This is a genomic window from Sphingobacterium humi (genome assembly GCF_009768885.1).
In the GTDB taxonomy this organism is placed as follows: domain Bacteria; phylum Bacteroidota; class Bacteroidia; order Sphingobacteriales; family Sphingobacteriaceae; genus Sphingobacterium; species Sphingobacterium humi.
Genome location: NZ_WSQA01000021.1, coordinates 19,193 through 33,445, shown reverse-complemented (window position 1 = coordinate 33,445; position 14,253 = coordinate 19,193). Strand labels below are relative to the sequence as shown.

The window sequence follows — 14,253 nt, the reverse complement described above, 5'->3', positions numbered from 1 at the left end:
AAAAGTCCTTCGGGCATCAATAAGGATAGTAATTTACGTTCGGCGTCTTGCAAGGGATTTCGGCTTTAAAGATGCTAAACTAGGAAATTTTTACTATTCCCCCCAAGAATTCAGCTTGATCCCATTCGCATCCCAATGCAAACCCATAAAACAAAGAAAGGTTAACAGTTTCCTGTTAACCTCTACTATTACTAATTCTTAATTCTTTTATTTTTCTAAGGCTTCGAACTTATCAAACTCGATTGCTTCCGCTTTTACTTTCACGGTTGATTTCAATTGGTCGAATACTTTAAGTGCTTTTACCTCTTCGAATAAGCGGTTTGCTTGTTCTCTATCAGATAATAACTGCATCGCGAATTGTTGCAATTGCTCGTCAGTAGGCTCTTCGTTGATGTTGTACATTTTGATTTGCGCATAGATACGTTCTTTTGCTAAATCAACAACCTCATCATATTTTACTTCTAAGTTGTTTTCTGTAACGATTCTGTTTTCGATGATCGTCCATTTCAAGTTGTTTAGGAAGTCAGCGAAACCTTCTTCAATCTCTTCTGGAGATAAGTTCGGGTTCGTGGCTTTCAACCATCTTTTCAAGAAGTCCTCAGGGAATTTAGCTTCTACTTTATCCATACCGAAGGCATACATATCGTTGCGAAGTTTTTGTGCTGAGTTTTGTTTGAACAAGTTTTCCACTTCTTCTTTCACTTTCTCGTTGAATTGCTCTTCGGTCGTTACTTCACCTGCAGGGAACAATTTGTCGAAGAATTCTTGGTTTAAGTCAGATTCTTCTAAGCGGTTGATGTTTTTAACAGTAAGCTCGAATTTAGTAACATCTAAGTTCTCTGCTTCTTCTTCTGTTACGCCTAAGATGCGTGCTAAATCAGCTGCTTTGAATGCTTTCTTCACATCGATTTTCACAGCATCGTCTTTTTTCAAGCCTGCTAAAGATTTTTTGATCTTCGCATCTTCGATGATGTCGGTGCGTACGGAAGTTGTTTTCTCGATACCTTCTTCTTTATCTTGTTTTAAAGTTGCGTATAATACGTCACCTTCTTCAGATACTTCAGGGTTGGTCATTTTACCGTAGCTACGGCGTAAATTTTTGATGCGTTCAGCTAAAGTGGCTTCGTCAGCTTTGATATCGTATTCTGTGAATTCTGTTTCAGCAGAGAACGGAACGTCAAAGCTAGGAGCAAGACCAATTTCGTAGTTGAAATTGAAAGTATCGTTGAAATCCCAGTTGTATTGTCCGTCGGTGTCTTCATCTTTCGGTAAAGGCTGGCCTAATACCTCTAGTTTTTGCTCACCGATATATTCAGCGATTTTATCGTTGATGATTCTGTTGATCTCATCGAATAAAATTGCCTTACCGTACATGCGTCTGATATGTCCTGTAGGAACCATGCCTGGACGGAACCCTGGTAATTTAGCTTTCTTTGCTTGGTCTTTAATTGCTTTATCAACTTGAGGGTTGTAATCCGCTGGAGCAATCTCCACTTGGATACTTGCGTTGATGTCGTCAATGTTTTGGTGTGAAATATTCATACTCTTCTTTTAGCTTTTCGCAATCATAAAAAAAATCCTCCCGGAAACTTATTACGGGAGGATATCAAGTGCGGAAGAAGGGACTCGAACCCCCACGCCTCGCGGCGCCAGATCCTAAGTCTGGTGCGGCTACCAATTACGCCACTTCCGCAGTTAGGATTTTATTGAGCCACAAAGATAGAAACCAAACCTATATATGTCAAGAGTTTTTTCTTCTTTTTTTTCATGTTGTCACGTAACTCTTTGTTTGTTAACGCAGTAATTTTTTCAAGAAATGAAGATTTTATGGCGCAGGAGTTGCCAAAGGCCCTTTTGAAGGGAAAATTGCCTGCATTTCGGCGTTAATTTGAATCGGGTAGCCTAAATATTTTTGAAAAATAATTTGCGGATATGCTTTTTTCTGCATTACTTTGAAAAACAAAGTACTTTTATGAATCAGCAGGAACTACTTAAAGAAATCGGGCAAATTCGCAACATGATGGAGAAATCCTCGAAGTTTATGTCTATTAGTGGACTGTCGGGGGTATTGATTGGCTGTTTTGCCTTAGTAGGGGCAGGGGCGGCCTATTATACCGTATATGGTACAAAGAGTGATTTTGGTTATCGTGACTATTACGTGTTGGATCAGCAAGTGTTGTGGAAGCTGATTGTAATTGCCTTGTTGATTTTGTTGGTTTCAATAGTTACCGGCGTGCTGATGGCGAAAGCCAAGGCCAAGAAGCATGGGCAAACGATATGGAACCCTACCAGTAAAGCCTTATTGAAAGCGATGGCCATCCCATTAATCACAGGCGGTTTGTTTTCCTTAATCTTGATTGCCCGAGGCAATTATAGCTTAGTCGCCTCTAGTTTGTTGATTTTTTACGGCCTTTCCCTGGCGGCGGCTTCGGTCTTTACTTTTCGTGAAGTTCGGGTGCTCGGCGTTTTGGAAATTCTGTTAGGCTTGTTAGCTTTGGCCTTCCCTGGTTATGGGGTTTGGTTTTGGGCGGCAGGTTTTGGGCTGTTGCACATCATCTATGGTCTGATAGTACATAAGCGCTACGAAAAGTGAGTTTGGATTTAACATTATATGATAAGGTATTAGAAAATAGGGTACGCCTGCAGATTATGAGTATTCTGATGGCGAATGATTCCTATGACTTCAACTCCTTGAAGGAGTTACTGGACGTGACGGACGGAAACTTGGCTTCCAACCTGAAGAGTCTGGAGAAGGAAGGCTATATCACGGTGAGTAAAAGCTTTATTGACCGCAAGCCCAATACGCGCTATAGCAAGACCGATAAAGGGCAGAAAGCCTTTGAAAACCATCTGCTTGCCTTAGAGCAATTGATAAAGCAACAGTATAATTAATTTTTTTTGTCTATAAACTTTGAAATTCAAAGTACTTTTTAAAACAAGATTATGAGAGGAATTCGATTAAAATTTATGCTCGCCCTGTATACGCATTCCACGCGGGTATACGCTTGCGTTTTTAAGGCCAACAAGCAGGCTTGGGGAATATCTAAAGAAGATTTTTTAACCTTTCCGGAGGGTAGCCTTGGCCATGGCCTAGGTTGCTTTTACCAAGAAAAGGGATTTGATGTGATGCCCAAATTAGAAAACCACGATGTGTTCCATTTAATCACAGCAACAGGAACCCACATTCAGGATGAAATTGCCATGCAGTTTTTATTACTGGGCAATGGTAAGATCAGTTTATACCTCTTGGCCATGTTGCTGATTGGTGGCTTGCTATTCCCTGAATATGCCGGCTATTACTGGCGAAGCTTCCAAAAAGGAAAACGCATGTGGGCATTCCATCAATTGGAATTTAAGGACTGCCTAAGCTACCCTTTGGCAGATTTACAACGGACTTTTGAAAACAAATTACAACTACACCTTATTAAATAAAACAGCATATGGAAAATCTAGAAAATTACAGCAGCGAACCTCAAGAAAATAAATCCATTTACGAGCGGATTACGGGTTCCATCGTACTCAAATTTGCGGTCATCTTCTTTCTGACCCTGATCTTATTAATCCCGATGAACCTAATCGATGATCTGATTCATGAGCGAAAAGCCCGTGAGCAGGGTGTGAGCAATGAAATTGCCGCCAAATGGGGGAGAGAGCAGGTTATTGCCAGTCCGATTATTGCGGTGCCTTATGAAGAAGTGAAAGAAAGCTTTCAACCCAGTGGGAAAGGGGTGAAGGAGCTGGTAACCTCGGTAGAGACCCAATGGGCCTACTTGCTACCCAATGAAACACAGGTGAGTGCAGAGGTAAAACCTGAGCCTTTAAAACGCGGCATATACCAAGCCATCGTTTACCAAACCAACATTAGCATGAAGGGCAATTTCCAAGGGTTCGACTTAAGCAAATTGGAGGTAGCGCCTGAACGTTTGCAATGGGGCAAAGCGAAGCTTATTTATGGCGTGCAAGATATGAAGGGTCTTTCAGCGAACCCGAAACTAAGTTGGGCCGACAGTAGCTATGAATTGAGCAAGGCCAACCTAGATATCAATCCGTTTTTATTTAATCTAGCAGCCGATTTAAACCTGAAGGGCAATGAGGATTTAAACCGAACTTTTGCCATAAGCTATGAAATTCGCGGGTCAAAATCCTTGAACTTCCTGCCTTTAGCGAAGCAATCGAACATTCAAGTGAAAGGCGAGTGGAGCAACCCTAGCTTTAATGGAGCTTACTTGCCTGAGTCGCGCGAGGTGGGCGAAAGAGCCTTCACAGCAAGTTGGGAGCTACCTTCCTTCAATCGGAAATTGCCGCAGCAATGGACCGGCGATGATACGCAGGTGTATACTTTCTCGGGTATTGATTTGCAAAGTGCAGAATCTGGGGAGTATTATACCACGGCTGTTACACAACCTGTTGAACCACAGTCTGTAGGGGCTAGCGGGGCCAGTTTGAGTTCAGATTACGACATGGTTCAAATAAATTTCTTACCTTCCATTAACAATTACCAAAAGACGAACCGAGTTACAAAATACGGCATATTGGTTGTCGCCTTAACTTTTGTGTCCCTGCTTTTTATGGAAGTCATCAAAAAACAACGGGTTCATATCATTCAATACGTATTGATTGGCTTTGCTATGGTGTTGTTCTATGCCTTGCTGCTGGCCATATCGGAACATTTGGGCTTTAACCTGGCTTACCTACTGGCGGCCTTGGCTACCACGGGGCTTATCGCTTCTTTTGTGAAGGCCATTACCAAAAACAGCCAGTCGGCCCTCATCTTTGCGGCCATCTTGTCTTTGTTTTATTCTTTTATCTATATTCTTATGCAGCTGCGCGATTATTCCTTAATCGTAGGCACCATTGGTGTATTTATCATTTTAGCTGTATTGATGCGTTTATCGACAAAAATTGATTGGTACCAATTCGATCGAAGATGATTAAGTTAAAAAGAGAATCTATTTTGATGTATTTAACCAGCATTTGGTTGCTGTTGACCTCTGCGCGGCATTGATAATATTCCCCGGGATTTCGCAATGCCTGCCAACTTTAGTAAATTGGCTGAAAAAAAGTGAAGAATATGTTGAGACTATCCTATATTGGCGCACTCTTATTGATCAATAATATGGTTATTGCACAAGGAAAAGAAGTTCCGCAAAAGATAGAAAGACCCAAGTTGGAAGACCGCGTTCGCACGCTTCCGAAAGGCTCGCCTTTAACTCCTGAAAAACTTTGGGAACTGGGGCGCGTAAGTGCGGAAGGCTTATCGGCAGATGGTACCCAATTGATTTATGGGGTATCGAATTATCAGTTCGCAGCGAATAAATCGGAGAAGAACCTGTATGTGGTTCCGGTAAGGGGTGGGGCGGCGACGCCATTTACTCAAGGTGCCGGAGCCGAGTCGGTTCTTTCGGTTGAAGAGAATGGCGATGTGCTGTACCTGTATAAGGGCCAGATTTGGCAGAAAAACTTGAATAATGGGACGGATAAGCAATTGACCGATTATGCCGATGGCTTGGAAAATGTGAAGATTTCGCCCGATGGCAAGCATATCTTGTTTTCAAAAGCCGTGTTGCTAAAGAAATACCATTCCCCGGATAAGTATGCTGATTTGCCGAAATCGGATGTGTATATCTTTGATAACCTCGATTACCGCCATTGGGATACCTGGAATAACGGGCGCTTTAACCATCCGTTTGTGGCTACTTATGAACATGGAAAAATTGGCGAGGCCAAGGATATTATGGCCGATGAGCCCTATTATTCGCCGCAGATGCCTTTTGGAGGTGCGGAAGATTTTACCTGGGCAAAAGATAGCCAATCGCTCATTTATGTAGCCAAGAAGAAGTTTGGAACCGAGTATGCACAAAGCACCAATACCGATTTGTATCAGTATGATTTGGCGACTGGGCAAACCGTGAACCTGACGGAGGGCATGCCGGGTTATGATACCAATCCGCAGTATAGCCCGGATGGGAAATTGTTGGGTTGGTTGAGTATGAAGACCGATGGCTATGAAGCCGATAAAAATGATATCATCATCTATGAGCCAGCGTCTAAACGACAGGTGAATTTGACCCAGTTTTGGGATGGCACGGTTAATAGCTTTACCTGGAGCAAGGATAACTCGACCATTTATTTTACAGCGCCAACCAAAGGAACCGTGCAGGTGTTCAGCATCGACGTTCGTAAAGGGGTATGGAATAAAATGGCCGCCAAGATTAAACCACTAACAGCAGGTGAGTTTGATATTACCGGAATTGTGGGCGAAACAAAGGAAGGCCTCGTGCTGACCTCTACCACGATGACCCATGCACCTGAAGTGTATTTCTTTGGTTTTAAAAACAAAGAGCTACGCCAGATTACTACGGTAAATGACGCTGCCTATAGTGAGTTGGCTGAAACCAAAGTGGAAGGTCGTTTTACAAAGGCTAGCGATGGCTTGGATCTGTTTTCTTGGGTTATTTATCCGCCAAATTTTGATCCGGCGAAGAAATATCCGGTTTTATTATTCTGTCAGGGTGGCCCGCAATCGGCAACTACGCTTTCCTATTCCTTCCGTTGGAATTTTCAATTGATGGCTTCGCAGGGGTATATTGTGATTGCACCGAACCGTCGGGGTATGCCGGGTTGGGGTGTGAAATGGAACGAGCAGATTTCTAAAGATTGGGGTGGCCAGTCTATTCAAGATTACTTATCGGCTATCGACGATCTTTCCAAAGAAAGCTATGTCGATAAAAATAGAATTGCTGCCGTTGGGGCTAGCTATGGTGGCTACTCGGTATTTATGTTGGCTGGGGTTCATGAAGGTCGCTTTAAATCGTTGATTTCACACTGTGGATTATTTGATATGACTTCTTGGTATGGAACCACAGAAGAGCTGTTCTTTGCGAACCATGATATCGGCGCCTATTGGGATCCAGCGAATGCGAAGTCTTACGATGCCTTCAATCCGATAAAGCATGTCGATAAATGGAATACTCCGATTTTGATTTTCCAAGGCGGTAAAGATTACCGTGTGCCAATTGGACAAGGCTTAGAAGCCTTCCAAGCAGCGCAATTAAAAGGCGTAAAAAGTAGATTGGTGTATTTGCCGGAAGAAAACCACTGGGTATTGTCGGGCCATAATGCACAGGTATGGCAACGGGAATTTTTTAACTGGTTGGCTGAAACGTTGAAATAAATATAAACTTTACGTATAAAACAATAAAGCCCGACTTGCGAGTCGGGCTTTATTGTTTTCCTTATTTGGTATCCATCATACCGTTATTTGGTATCCTTCTTCCCGAATATGGAAATCTTCAGGTATTTTCCAGGATTCGTTTTTAAGTCTTTCATCAATTCATCCAGGTTCTGGGAAGCGTTGTTCAGGTTATGGTACAGCTTCTCGTCATGGATCAAGAGACCGATGGAGCCTTCGCCTTTATTGATCTTGTCGGTAATGGCACGTACGTCCATCATGGCTTGGTTGGCATTATCAACCGTTGCTTTGATTTCGGTCTTAGACAGGTCATCCGACAGGTTGTCTAGGTTGGCAAGAATCTTATTGATCTTCTCGTTGTTGTTTTTAAAGTTGTTGGTAATGGATTCAAGGTTGGCCATGATATTGGCTAATCTGTTTTTCTCGGAGCCCATTAAACCGTCTACATCGCTGGTAATTTTCTCCAGGTTCTTCAAGGATACCGAGATACTATGTACCGAGCTTTTGAAATCGCGTTGGAAGCCATCATCCAATACGGAGTTTACCCCGGATAATACCGAGTCTAATTTCTCGACTAGGTTTTCGATTTTCTTTTGCAGGGGTTCCACTTTTTCCATCAGGTTGGCTTGCACATCCGACAATAAAGGGTCGCCGCTGCGCGCCATGGTGGTGCTGTTTCCCAATTCAAAAACAATGGCCTTGCTTCCTAAAAGGTCGGCACTCACAATGCGTGCTACCGTGTTGGAAGGGATATCATAATCGTTGTTGATTTTAAATTCTGTGCGGATTTTGCCGTTTGGCTGTAGGGTGAGCTTGGAAACCCGGCCAATTTGAAAGCCGCTCACTAAAACGGGCTTAGATACGGCCAATCCATCTACATTATCATATTCGGTATAAAACGTGTTTTCGCTGCTAAATACGTTATTGCCTTTTAGAAAACTATAACCTATAAATAGAATAGCAATGGCAATACTGGTTAATGCGCCTACCTTGGTTTCGTTCGATATCTTCAAAATATTCCTTATTAAGTTTTTACTACCTATTAATTAACCACCAATTTACTAAAAAGTTTATCTTTCTACGTTTTTTCTATAGGTATTTATCGCATTAAATAAGTCGGTCACAATGGACTCCTGGCCAGCTGCCGACATCATAAAGCGTTCCTCGTCAGGATTGGAGATAAAGCCTATTTCCGTAAGTACGGCAGGCATGCCGGCAGTGGCTAATACAGCCAGAGATTGCTCTTTCACACCGCGGTCTACCCGGCTGGAAGCGGCAAACTGATCTTGCATATAGGCAGCAAGTTTAATGCTCTGCTCGCGGAACTGACGTTTCATTAAGGAAAAGACAATATAAGAAGAAGGATCTTTGGGGTCGAATCCTCCATAGTTTTGTTCGTAGTTATCCTCTAAAAGGATGGATGCGTTCTCGCGGATGGCCACATCTTGATCGCCGGTTCTGCTAAAACCAAGTACCAAGGTTTCTGTTCCTTTGGCCGAGGTGTTTAATACCCGCTGGGTAACATAACGGCCACGGCTGTTCTTCACGCGACGTGAACTGGCACCGCCAGAGTTGCAGTGGATGGAGATAAACAGATCGGCATGATGCTTATTGGCCAGCGCGGGGCGCTCGTATAACTTGGGGTAAACATCAGTGGTACGGGTATAGACTACCTTAACGCCGGGAAGTTCCTTTTCAATACGCTTGCCTAGTTTTAAGGATACTTGCAAAGCGATATCTTTTTCTTTGGACTGGCGCCCCACCGCTCCGGAGTCATGGCCGCCATGGCCAGGGTCGATAACTATTGTTTTTATTTTTCCTTTTCCGCTGTTTCCACCTTGATCATCGGCTGGTTTAAAACTTGCTAATGCTAATACGGCGAGGCATAGAATCAATCGTATGCCGCTGCTTAAGCTGTCTTTCTTCTCAATGAACCTGTTCAAAATCTAGTATTCCTTATTTATTGTTAATGTGCTACGTTGTTATAGGGCTTCTTGGGCTGTTTTATAACGTTTTATAGCGTCCACAAGATTATTTACAATCTCCTCTTGTCCGGCATCCGATACCATGTACTTCTCTTCATCAGGGTTCGAAATGAAACCTATTTCCGTTAATACAGCAGGCATACTTGCGAAGGCCAATACGGCCAGCGAAAGCTCTTGGACACCACGGTTCCCACGCCCTTTGTTTACATATTCTTGTTGAATATAGCTTGCAAATTTAATGCTTTTTTCTCTATATGTTCTTTTCATTAAGGAAAAGACAATGTAGGAGGAAGGATCTTTGGGGTCGAATCCGCCATAGTTTTCTTGGTAATTATCCTCCATCAGGATGTCGGCATTCTCGCGCATGGCCACATCCGACTCGCCACGCTGCAATCGGTTATAACCACAAACAAAGGTTTCCGTACCGCTTACATCGGGTCTACGCACCACTCGTGTTGTGTAACGGCCGTTTTTCCCACGGATCCGTTGGTCGGAGTCTGCAGAATTGCAGTGGATGGAAATAAACAGATCGGCATGGTTGCGGTTGGCAATGTTGGAACGCTCGTGGAAAGGTACATCCACGTCGGTATCTCGGGTTAATAAGGCCTTTACACCAGGTAGCTCCTTTTCTAAGGCTATTTTTAATTTTTTGGAAACTTGCAATACGATATCCTTCTCGGCGGTAATACGCCCTTGGGCACCCGGCAAACTGCCCCCATGCCCTGGATCGATAACGACCATCTTAAAGGATTTGTTGCTGGCAACCTCTTTTGCTGCCGTGCTGGATTTATCGTAGCCCGAGAAATTCGCAATTAAGAATGCGGGGGCCGCAATACCGATAATCGATAAAATAAGCTTGGTAGATTTCTTCAGATTCATCCCTGTTTTCAATTTATAATATCCCGTCAACACTATTTAAACCGTCAAATTGTTAAATATGATTAACTTTATTGAAATCCTCGTCTTAGTATAGGATTTTTGACTATTTTTGCCAACAAGAGTTTAAAATTAGCACAAAAATAACATTCATAATTCATTTTGAAGGCTTTAAGTTGTTTTTTCCTGAGCATGTTGTTTCTTTTAGTAGGGGTGTCTTTTGTGCGGGCACAAGAGGAAACTACGCTGAAAACCCGTGCACTGAACGCAGATACCACAGAAAAGGCGCAAGATAGCACGCTTCTTCTTCAAGATACTTCCAAAAATAACTTCCGAGATGTTACAGGCCAAGATACTGTCGTGATGAAAGATAGTAGCGGCTTGGAAACAACCGTAAGTATTGTAGCCAACGACTCTTCTTGGAACGAAGTAAGTAAGAATATATTGCATTTGTTTAAAGGCGCGAAGGTGAAATACCAGGGCTTTGAACTTGCTGCCGACTATATTCGTTTGGATAGAAATACCAATGTGCTCTTCGCTTCCGGGGTCATCGATCATAACAATAAATACGTAGGCCGACCCGTGGTGGTGATGCCGGGGGAAGCACCTATCGCGGTGGATTCCTTGTTGTATAATTACAAAAGTCAGATTCCTAAAACCTTTGGCGTGTTGACGGAGGTTGACGGGGCTTTTATTCAGGCAAGAGAGGTTCGTAAGAATATTTACGATGAAACTTCGCTGTATTCGGGTTTATACAGTACCTGTAACTTGCCATACCCCCATACCCACTTTGGTATCCATATTTCTAAAGGGGTAATTACGCAAAAACAGATTATCGCAGGACCATCTTATTTGGTGGTAGAAAATATTCCCTTAAAGTTTCTGGCCATTCCATTTGGATTCTTTCCTAAACAGGATAAGAAAAGCTCCGGATTCCTATTTCCTTCTTTCGGGGAGGATGCAGCTCGTGGCTTCTCGATGCGTGACTTGGGCTGGTATTTAACCTTTAACGATTATTGGGATACGGAGTTTCGGGGTAACTTATATTCAAAAGGTTCCTGGGAAGCAAGTATGCGGACGCAATATATCGTGAATTATAAATTCAACGGTAACTTCGCCCTGCGCTATGGTTCTACCATTACGGGGATTGAAGGGACAGAAAACTACGGTAGAAATAAAGACTTTAATATTACTTGGAACCATACCCAACGCCAGGAAGCCAATCCGGGAACTTCCTTCACAGCCTCGGTTAACTTCGGTACCAGTTCTTATTTTAGAAATACAGCAGCAAATGGTTCCTATGATTATAATCAGCTGACCAATAACCGGATGAACTCTTCCATTTCCTATGGAAAAGTGTTCGCTGATGGTAAAGTGAACTTTACGTCTAGCTTACGCCACGATCAGAACTTAGCAACGGGCGATGTATCGTTGGAATTGCCCCAGTTCAGCTTGAACGTTTCTACGTTCAATCCTTTTGATTCCAAAGATCGTGTAGGCGAGCAGAAGTGGTATCAGCGCATTACCGTAGGGTATAGCATGCAAGGTAGAAACTTCGTATCGACCAAGGACACCATTTTATTTAATGGGAATTTCCTGAATCAATTTACCAATGGTTTCCAACATAATATCCCGGTGAGTTTGAGTTTGAACGTGTTGAAATATTTTCAATTCAATACCTCGATGAATTATACCGAACGTTGGTATTTGCAATCGGTAGAGAAGCGATTGCTGAATGAAATCAATGGTTACAGCACGGTGAGAGATACAGTGCAGGGCTTTAAACGCGCTTATGATTATTCAGTATCTTCCGGATTATCAACCAAGGTGTATGGAAATTTCAATAAACCAATCGGCAAGATCCAGGCGATGCGCCATGTGATGACCCCTTCCATCAATGTGAATTACCGTCCTGATTTCGCTGCACCGCGATACGGTTATTACCGCGATTTTGTGGATCATAATGGGGCATACAGTCGTTATTCCATCTTTGAAAATGGTATTTACGGTTCTCCATCTCAAGGCCGATCCTTCGGTATTGGCTTCTCCGTAGATAATACCTTGGAGGCTAAGATTAGGGATGATAAGGATACAACCGGAACGGGTATTAAGAAGATCCCGATTCTCCAGGGTTTATCCTTCTCCGGAAACTACAATGCGGTTGCCGATTCGATGAAACTATCTCCAATTAGTTTCTCCGGACGTACCGCCCTCTTCGATCAGAAAGTGAATATCAACTTTAACGGTACATTCGATCCGTATAGCTATGATAAGTTTTCAGGACAACGCATAGACCGCTATATGGTGAAAGATGGTAAGCTTGCCAGATTGACGAACTTCGGTCTTTCCTTCGATTATAGCTTTAATCCGAACGCCTCAAAAAGCCGTAACAATAACATCGACTCCCTGAAAAATAGCATGCCGAACATGACGGATGAGCAGGCACAAGCCTTAGCGAGAATCAGTACAGATCCGAATGCTTTCGTTGATTTTAATATCCCTTGGAACTTATCCGGATCCTTTAGCTTTAACTATTCATCCATCTTCGATACGGAACGGCGGGAGATGAAACCGAATATCACCAGTACGGTGAACCTACATGGTGATTTCAATGTGACGCCAAAATGGAAAGTACAGTTCAATACCGGATTTGACTTTGTGCGCATGGAGTCTAGTATGTCGCAGATTAATATTTATCGCGACCTGCACTGTTGGGATATGTCGGTCGGATGGGTGCCATTTGGACGCTATAAGAGCTTTAACGTGACGATCAGGGCGAAGGCTTCCATCTTACAAGACTTGAAGCTGACCAAGCGTACTAGTCACTTTACCTATTAAAAACAATAAACCAAATTGCCATGAAAGCAGAAATAATTACCATTGGTGATGAAATCCTGCTCGGACAGATTGTCGACAGCAACTCGGCTTGGATAGCGCAAGCATTATTGCCCCTGCAGATTCAAATCGAACAAATTACCTCTATTTCTGATCGCCAAGAACATATCCTGGAAGCCTTGCAAACAGCAGCTCAGCGTGCTGACTTAATCATCTGTACCGGTGGCTTAGGACCTACCAAAGACGATGTGACCAAGCATACTGCTGCTGCCTATTTCCAAACCAGCCTGGTTCGTAATGAGGAGGTTTTGGAGCATGTACGCGGTATTTTCGCGAAGTTCAACCGAACGATGCCCGATATCAACATGGGGCAGGCCGATGTACTGGCGAACGGGGAAGTGCTGTTTAACGATTGGGGCACCGCCCCAGGGATGTGGGTAGCCCATGAAGGCAAGATCTATGTCTTTCTGCCGGGAGTTCCCTTCGAGATGAAAAACCTGATGAGTCATCGGGTTATTCCCAAACTGAAAGCTTATCCGAGTTTAGCAAAGATTGCCATCCGCTATATCCTGACTGTTGGGATAGGGGAGTCGCATCTGGCGGAGCAGATTGCCGATATTGAGAATGCCTTTCCAGCGCATCTGCACTTGGCCTACCTACCGAAAATAGGGATGGTACGCCTGCGGGTGTCGGCCTCCGGTACAGACTTAGCGCATCTGGAGGAGGAGGTGGAGCAGCATACACAACAGCTTATCGAGCGTATTGGTCCTGCAGTGGTAGCAAGGGAAGACCTGAGCTTCGAGGAAGTTATTATTCGTGCATTTAGCGAAGATCAAGTAACCTTAGCGACGGCAGAAAGCTGTACGGGTGGCAATATCGCGCGGCTGATTACGGAAATAGCAGGTGCTAGCCAGATGTTCCAAGGTGCTGTGGTCGCTTATGCAAATTCTGCGAAAATGCAGGTGCTCGGTGTAGCTGAGGAGACGCTAGTAAACCATGGCGCAGTGAGTGAAGAAACGGTTATCCAGATGGCGCAAGGAGCGCAGCAGGTTTTGGGCGCAACTTATGCCATCGCTACGAGTGGCATTGCTGGCCCGGGTGGCGGAAGTCCAGAGAAGCCTGTTGGAACCGTATGGGTGGCTATTGCAGGTAAAAATGAGACGATTACAAAACGTTTTCAGTTTCATCAAGATCGCCTCATAAATATCGAACGCACAAGCACTCAGGCCTTACTTATGCTTTGGAACCTATTTCAAAAAGAAAAAGGTTTTTAACAAAATAATATTTTCAATATTTTTGCTTGCAAAATATTTAATTTTGTTTCCTTGATAGGTGATCAATAATAATTAACTTAGTATTTCATTC

12 protein-coding genes and 1 tRNA gene are annotated in these 14,253 nt (G+C 43.4%); 7 read left to right on the top strand and 6 right to left on the bottom strand.

Annotation, left to right across the window (positions count from 1 at the left end; genetic code table 11):
- Positions 1 to 207: 207 nt before the first annotated feature.
- The 3 genes from GQF63_RS18990 to GQF63_RS19915 form a co-directional block, all read right to left on the bottom strand.
- Complete coding sequence (locus GQF63_RS18990) at positions 208 to 1,542, bottom strand: trigger factor (RefSeq protein ID WP_160370833.1); 1,335 nt, start codon at positions 1,540 to 1,542, stop codon at positions 208 to 210.
- A 69-nt stretch (positions 1,543 to 1,611) separates the two neighbouring features.
- Positions 1,612 to 1,693: transfer RNA gene (locus tag GQF63_RS18985), tRNA-Leu, on the bottom strand.
- 132 nt (positions 1,694 to 1,825) lie between these two features.
- Positions 1,826 to 1,948 (bottom strand): hypothetical protein, encoded by a 123-nt coding sequence (locus tag GQF63_RS19915; RefSeq protein ID WP_281346852.1) that lies wholly within the window; start codon positions 1,946 to 1,948, stop codon positions 1,826 to 1,828.
- Between the two features lie 24 nt (positions 1,949 to 1,972).
- On the opposite strand from GQF63_RS19915, the gene GQF63_RS18980 reads away from it, so the two are divergent.
- The 5 genes from GQF63_RS18980 (at position 1,973) to GQF63_RS18960 (ending at position 7,174) form a co-directional block, all read left to right on the top strand.
- A complete protein-coding gene (locus GQF63_RS18980) occupies positions 1,973 to 2,593 on the top strand; it encodes a hypothetical protein (protein ID WP_160370832.1) in 621 nt (206 codons plus the stop codon).
- A 2-nt stretch (positions 2,594 to 2,595) separates the two neighbouring features.
- Positions 2,596 to 2,892, top strand: coding sequence for a winged helix-turn-helix domain-containing protein (locus tag GQF63_RS18975; protein ID WP_281346851.1), 297 nt, complete (start codon positions 2,596 to 2,598; stop codon positions 2,890 to 2,892).
- A gap of 51 nt (positions 2,893 to 2,943) precedes the next feature.
- Positions 2,944 to 3,432: a hypothetical protein gene (locus tag GQF63_RS18970; protein ID WP_160370830.1), complete on the top strand. Its 489-nt coding sequence runs from the start codon at positions 2,944 to 2,946 to the stop codon at positions 3,430 to 3,432.
- 8 nt (positions 3,433 to 3,440) lie between these two features.
- On the top strand, positions 3,441 to 4,931 hold the full coding sequence (gene creD, locus GQF63_RS18965; protein WP_160370829.1) for a cell envelope integrity protein CreD: 1,491 nt from the start codon (positions 3,441 to 3,443) through the stop codon (positions 4,929 to 4,931).
- Positions 4,932 to 5,071: 140 nt separating this feature from the next.
- On the top strand, positions 5,072 to 7,174 hold the full coding sequence (locus GQF63_RS18960; RefSeq protein ID WP_160370828.1) for a S9 family peptidase: 2,103 nt from the start codon (positions 5,072 to 5,074) through the stop codon (positions 7,172 to 7,174).
- An 83-nt stretch (positions 7,175 to 7,257) separates the two neighbouring features.
- Here GQF63_RS18960 and GQF63_RS18955 read toward each other — a convergent pair whose 3' ends face one another.
- From GQF63_RS18955 to GQF63_RS18945, 3 genes are read right to left on the bottom strand one after another with little or no spacing between them, the layout of a single operon-like run.
- Complete coding sequence (locus GQF63_RS18955) at positions 7,258 to 8,205, bottom strand: MlaD family protein (RefSeq protein WP_160370827.1); 948 nt, start codon at positions 8,203 to 8,205, stop codon at positions 7,258 to 7,260.
- Positions 8,206 to 8,262: 57 nt separating this feature from the next.
- Entirely contained in the window at positions 8,263 to 9,135 is an 873-nt protein-coding gene (locus GQF63_RS18950; RefSeq protein WP_246163616.1) for an N-acetylmuramoyl-L-alanine amidase family protein, read from the bottom strand.
- 39 nt (positions 9,136 to 9,174) lie between these two features.
- On the bottom strand, positions 9,175 to 10,056 hold the full coding sequence (locus GQF63_RS18945) for an N-acetylmuramoyl-L-alanine amidase family protein (RefSeq protein ID WP_160370826.1): 882 nt from the start codon (positions 10,054 to 10,056) through the stop codon (positions 9,175 to 9,177).
- A gap of 189 nt (positions 10,057 to 10,245) precedes the next feature.
- Here GQF63_RS18945 and GQF63_RS18940 point away from each other — a divergent pair, with 189 nt between their 5' ends.
- Complete coding sequence (locus tag GQF63_RS18940) at positions 10,246 to 12,891, top strand: putative LPS assembly protein LptD (RefSeq protein ID WP_160370825.1); 2,646 nt, start codon at positions 10,246 to 10,248, stop codon at positions 12,889 to 12,891.
- 20 nt (positions 12,892 to 12,911) lie between these two features.
- Positions 12,912 to 14,162, top strand: coding sequence for a competence/damage-inducible protein A (locus tag GQF63_RS18935; RefSeq protein ID WP_160370824.1), 1,251 nt, complete (start codon positions 12,912 to 12,914; stop codon positions 14,160 to 14,162).
- The last annotated feature ends 91 nt before the right edge of the window (positions 14,163 to 14,253 follow it).

What these genes read in the sequence shown, in the direction of transcription:
- GQF63_RS18990 (WP_160370833.1), bottom strand. Translation starts at nt 1,542, where the DNA reads ATGAATATTTCACACCAAAACATTGACGACATCAACGCAAGTATCCAA.
- GQF63_RS19915 (WP_281346852.1), bottom strand. Translation starts at nt 1,948, where the DNA reads ATGCAGAAAAAAGCATATCCGCAAATTATTTTTCAAAAATATTTAGGC.
- GQF63_RS18980 (WP_160370832.1), top strand. Translation starts at nt 1,973, where the DNA reads ATGAATCAGCAGGAACTACTTAAAGAAATCGGGCAAATTCGCAACATG.
- GQF63_RS18970 (WP_160370830.1), top strand. Translation starts at nt 2,944, where the DNA reads ATGAGAGGAATTCGATTAAAATTTATGCTCGCCCTGTATACGCATTCC.
- creD (WP_160370829.1), top strand. Translation starts at nt 3,441, where the DNA reads ATGGAAAATCTAGAAAATTACAGCAGCGAACCTCAAGAAAATAAATCC.
- GQF63_RS18960 (WP_160370828.1), top strand. Translation starts at nt 5,072, where the DNA reads ATGTTGAGACTATCCTATATTGGCGCACTCTTATTGATCAATAATATG.
- GQF63_RS18945 (WP_160370826.1), bottom strand. Translation starts at nt 10,056, where the DNA reads ATGAATCTGAAGAAATCTACCAAGCTTATTTTATCGATTATCGGTATT.
- GQF63_RS18940 (WP_160370825.1), top strand. Translation starts at nt 10,246, where the DNA reads ATGTTGTTTCTTTTAGTAGGGGTGTCTTTTGTGCGGGCACAAGAGGAA.
- GQF63_RS18935 (WP_160370824.1), top strand. Translation starts at nt 12,912, where the DNA reads ATGAAAGCAGAAATAATTACCATTGGTGATGAAATCCTGCTCGGACAG.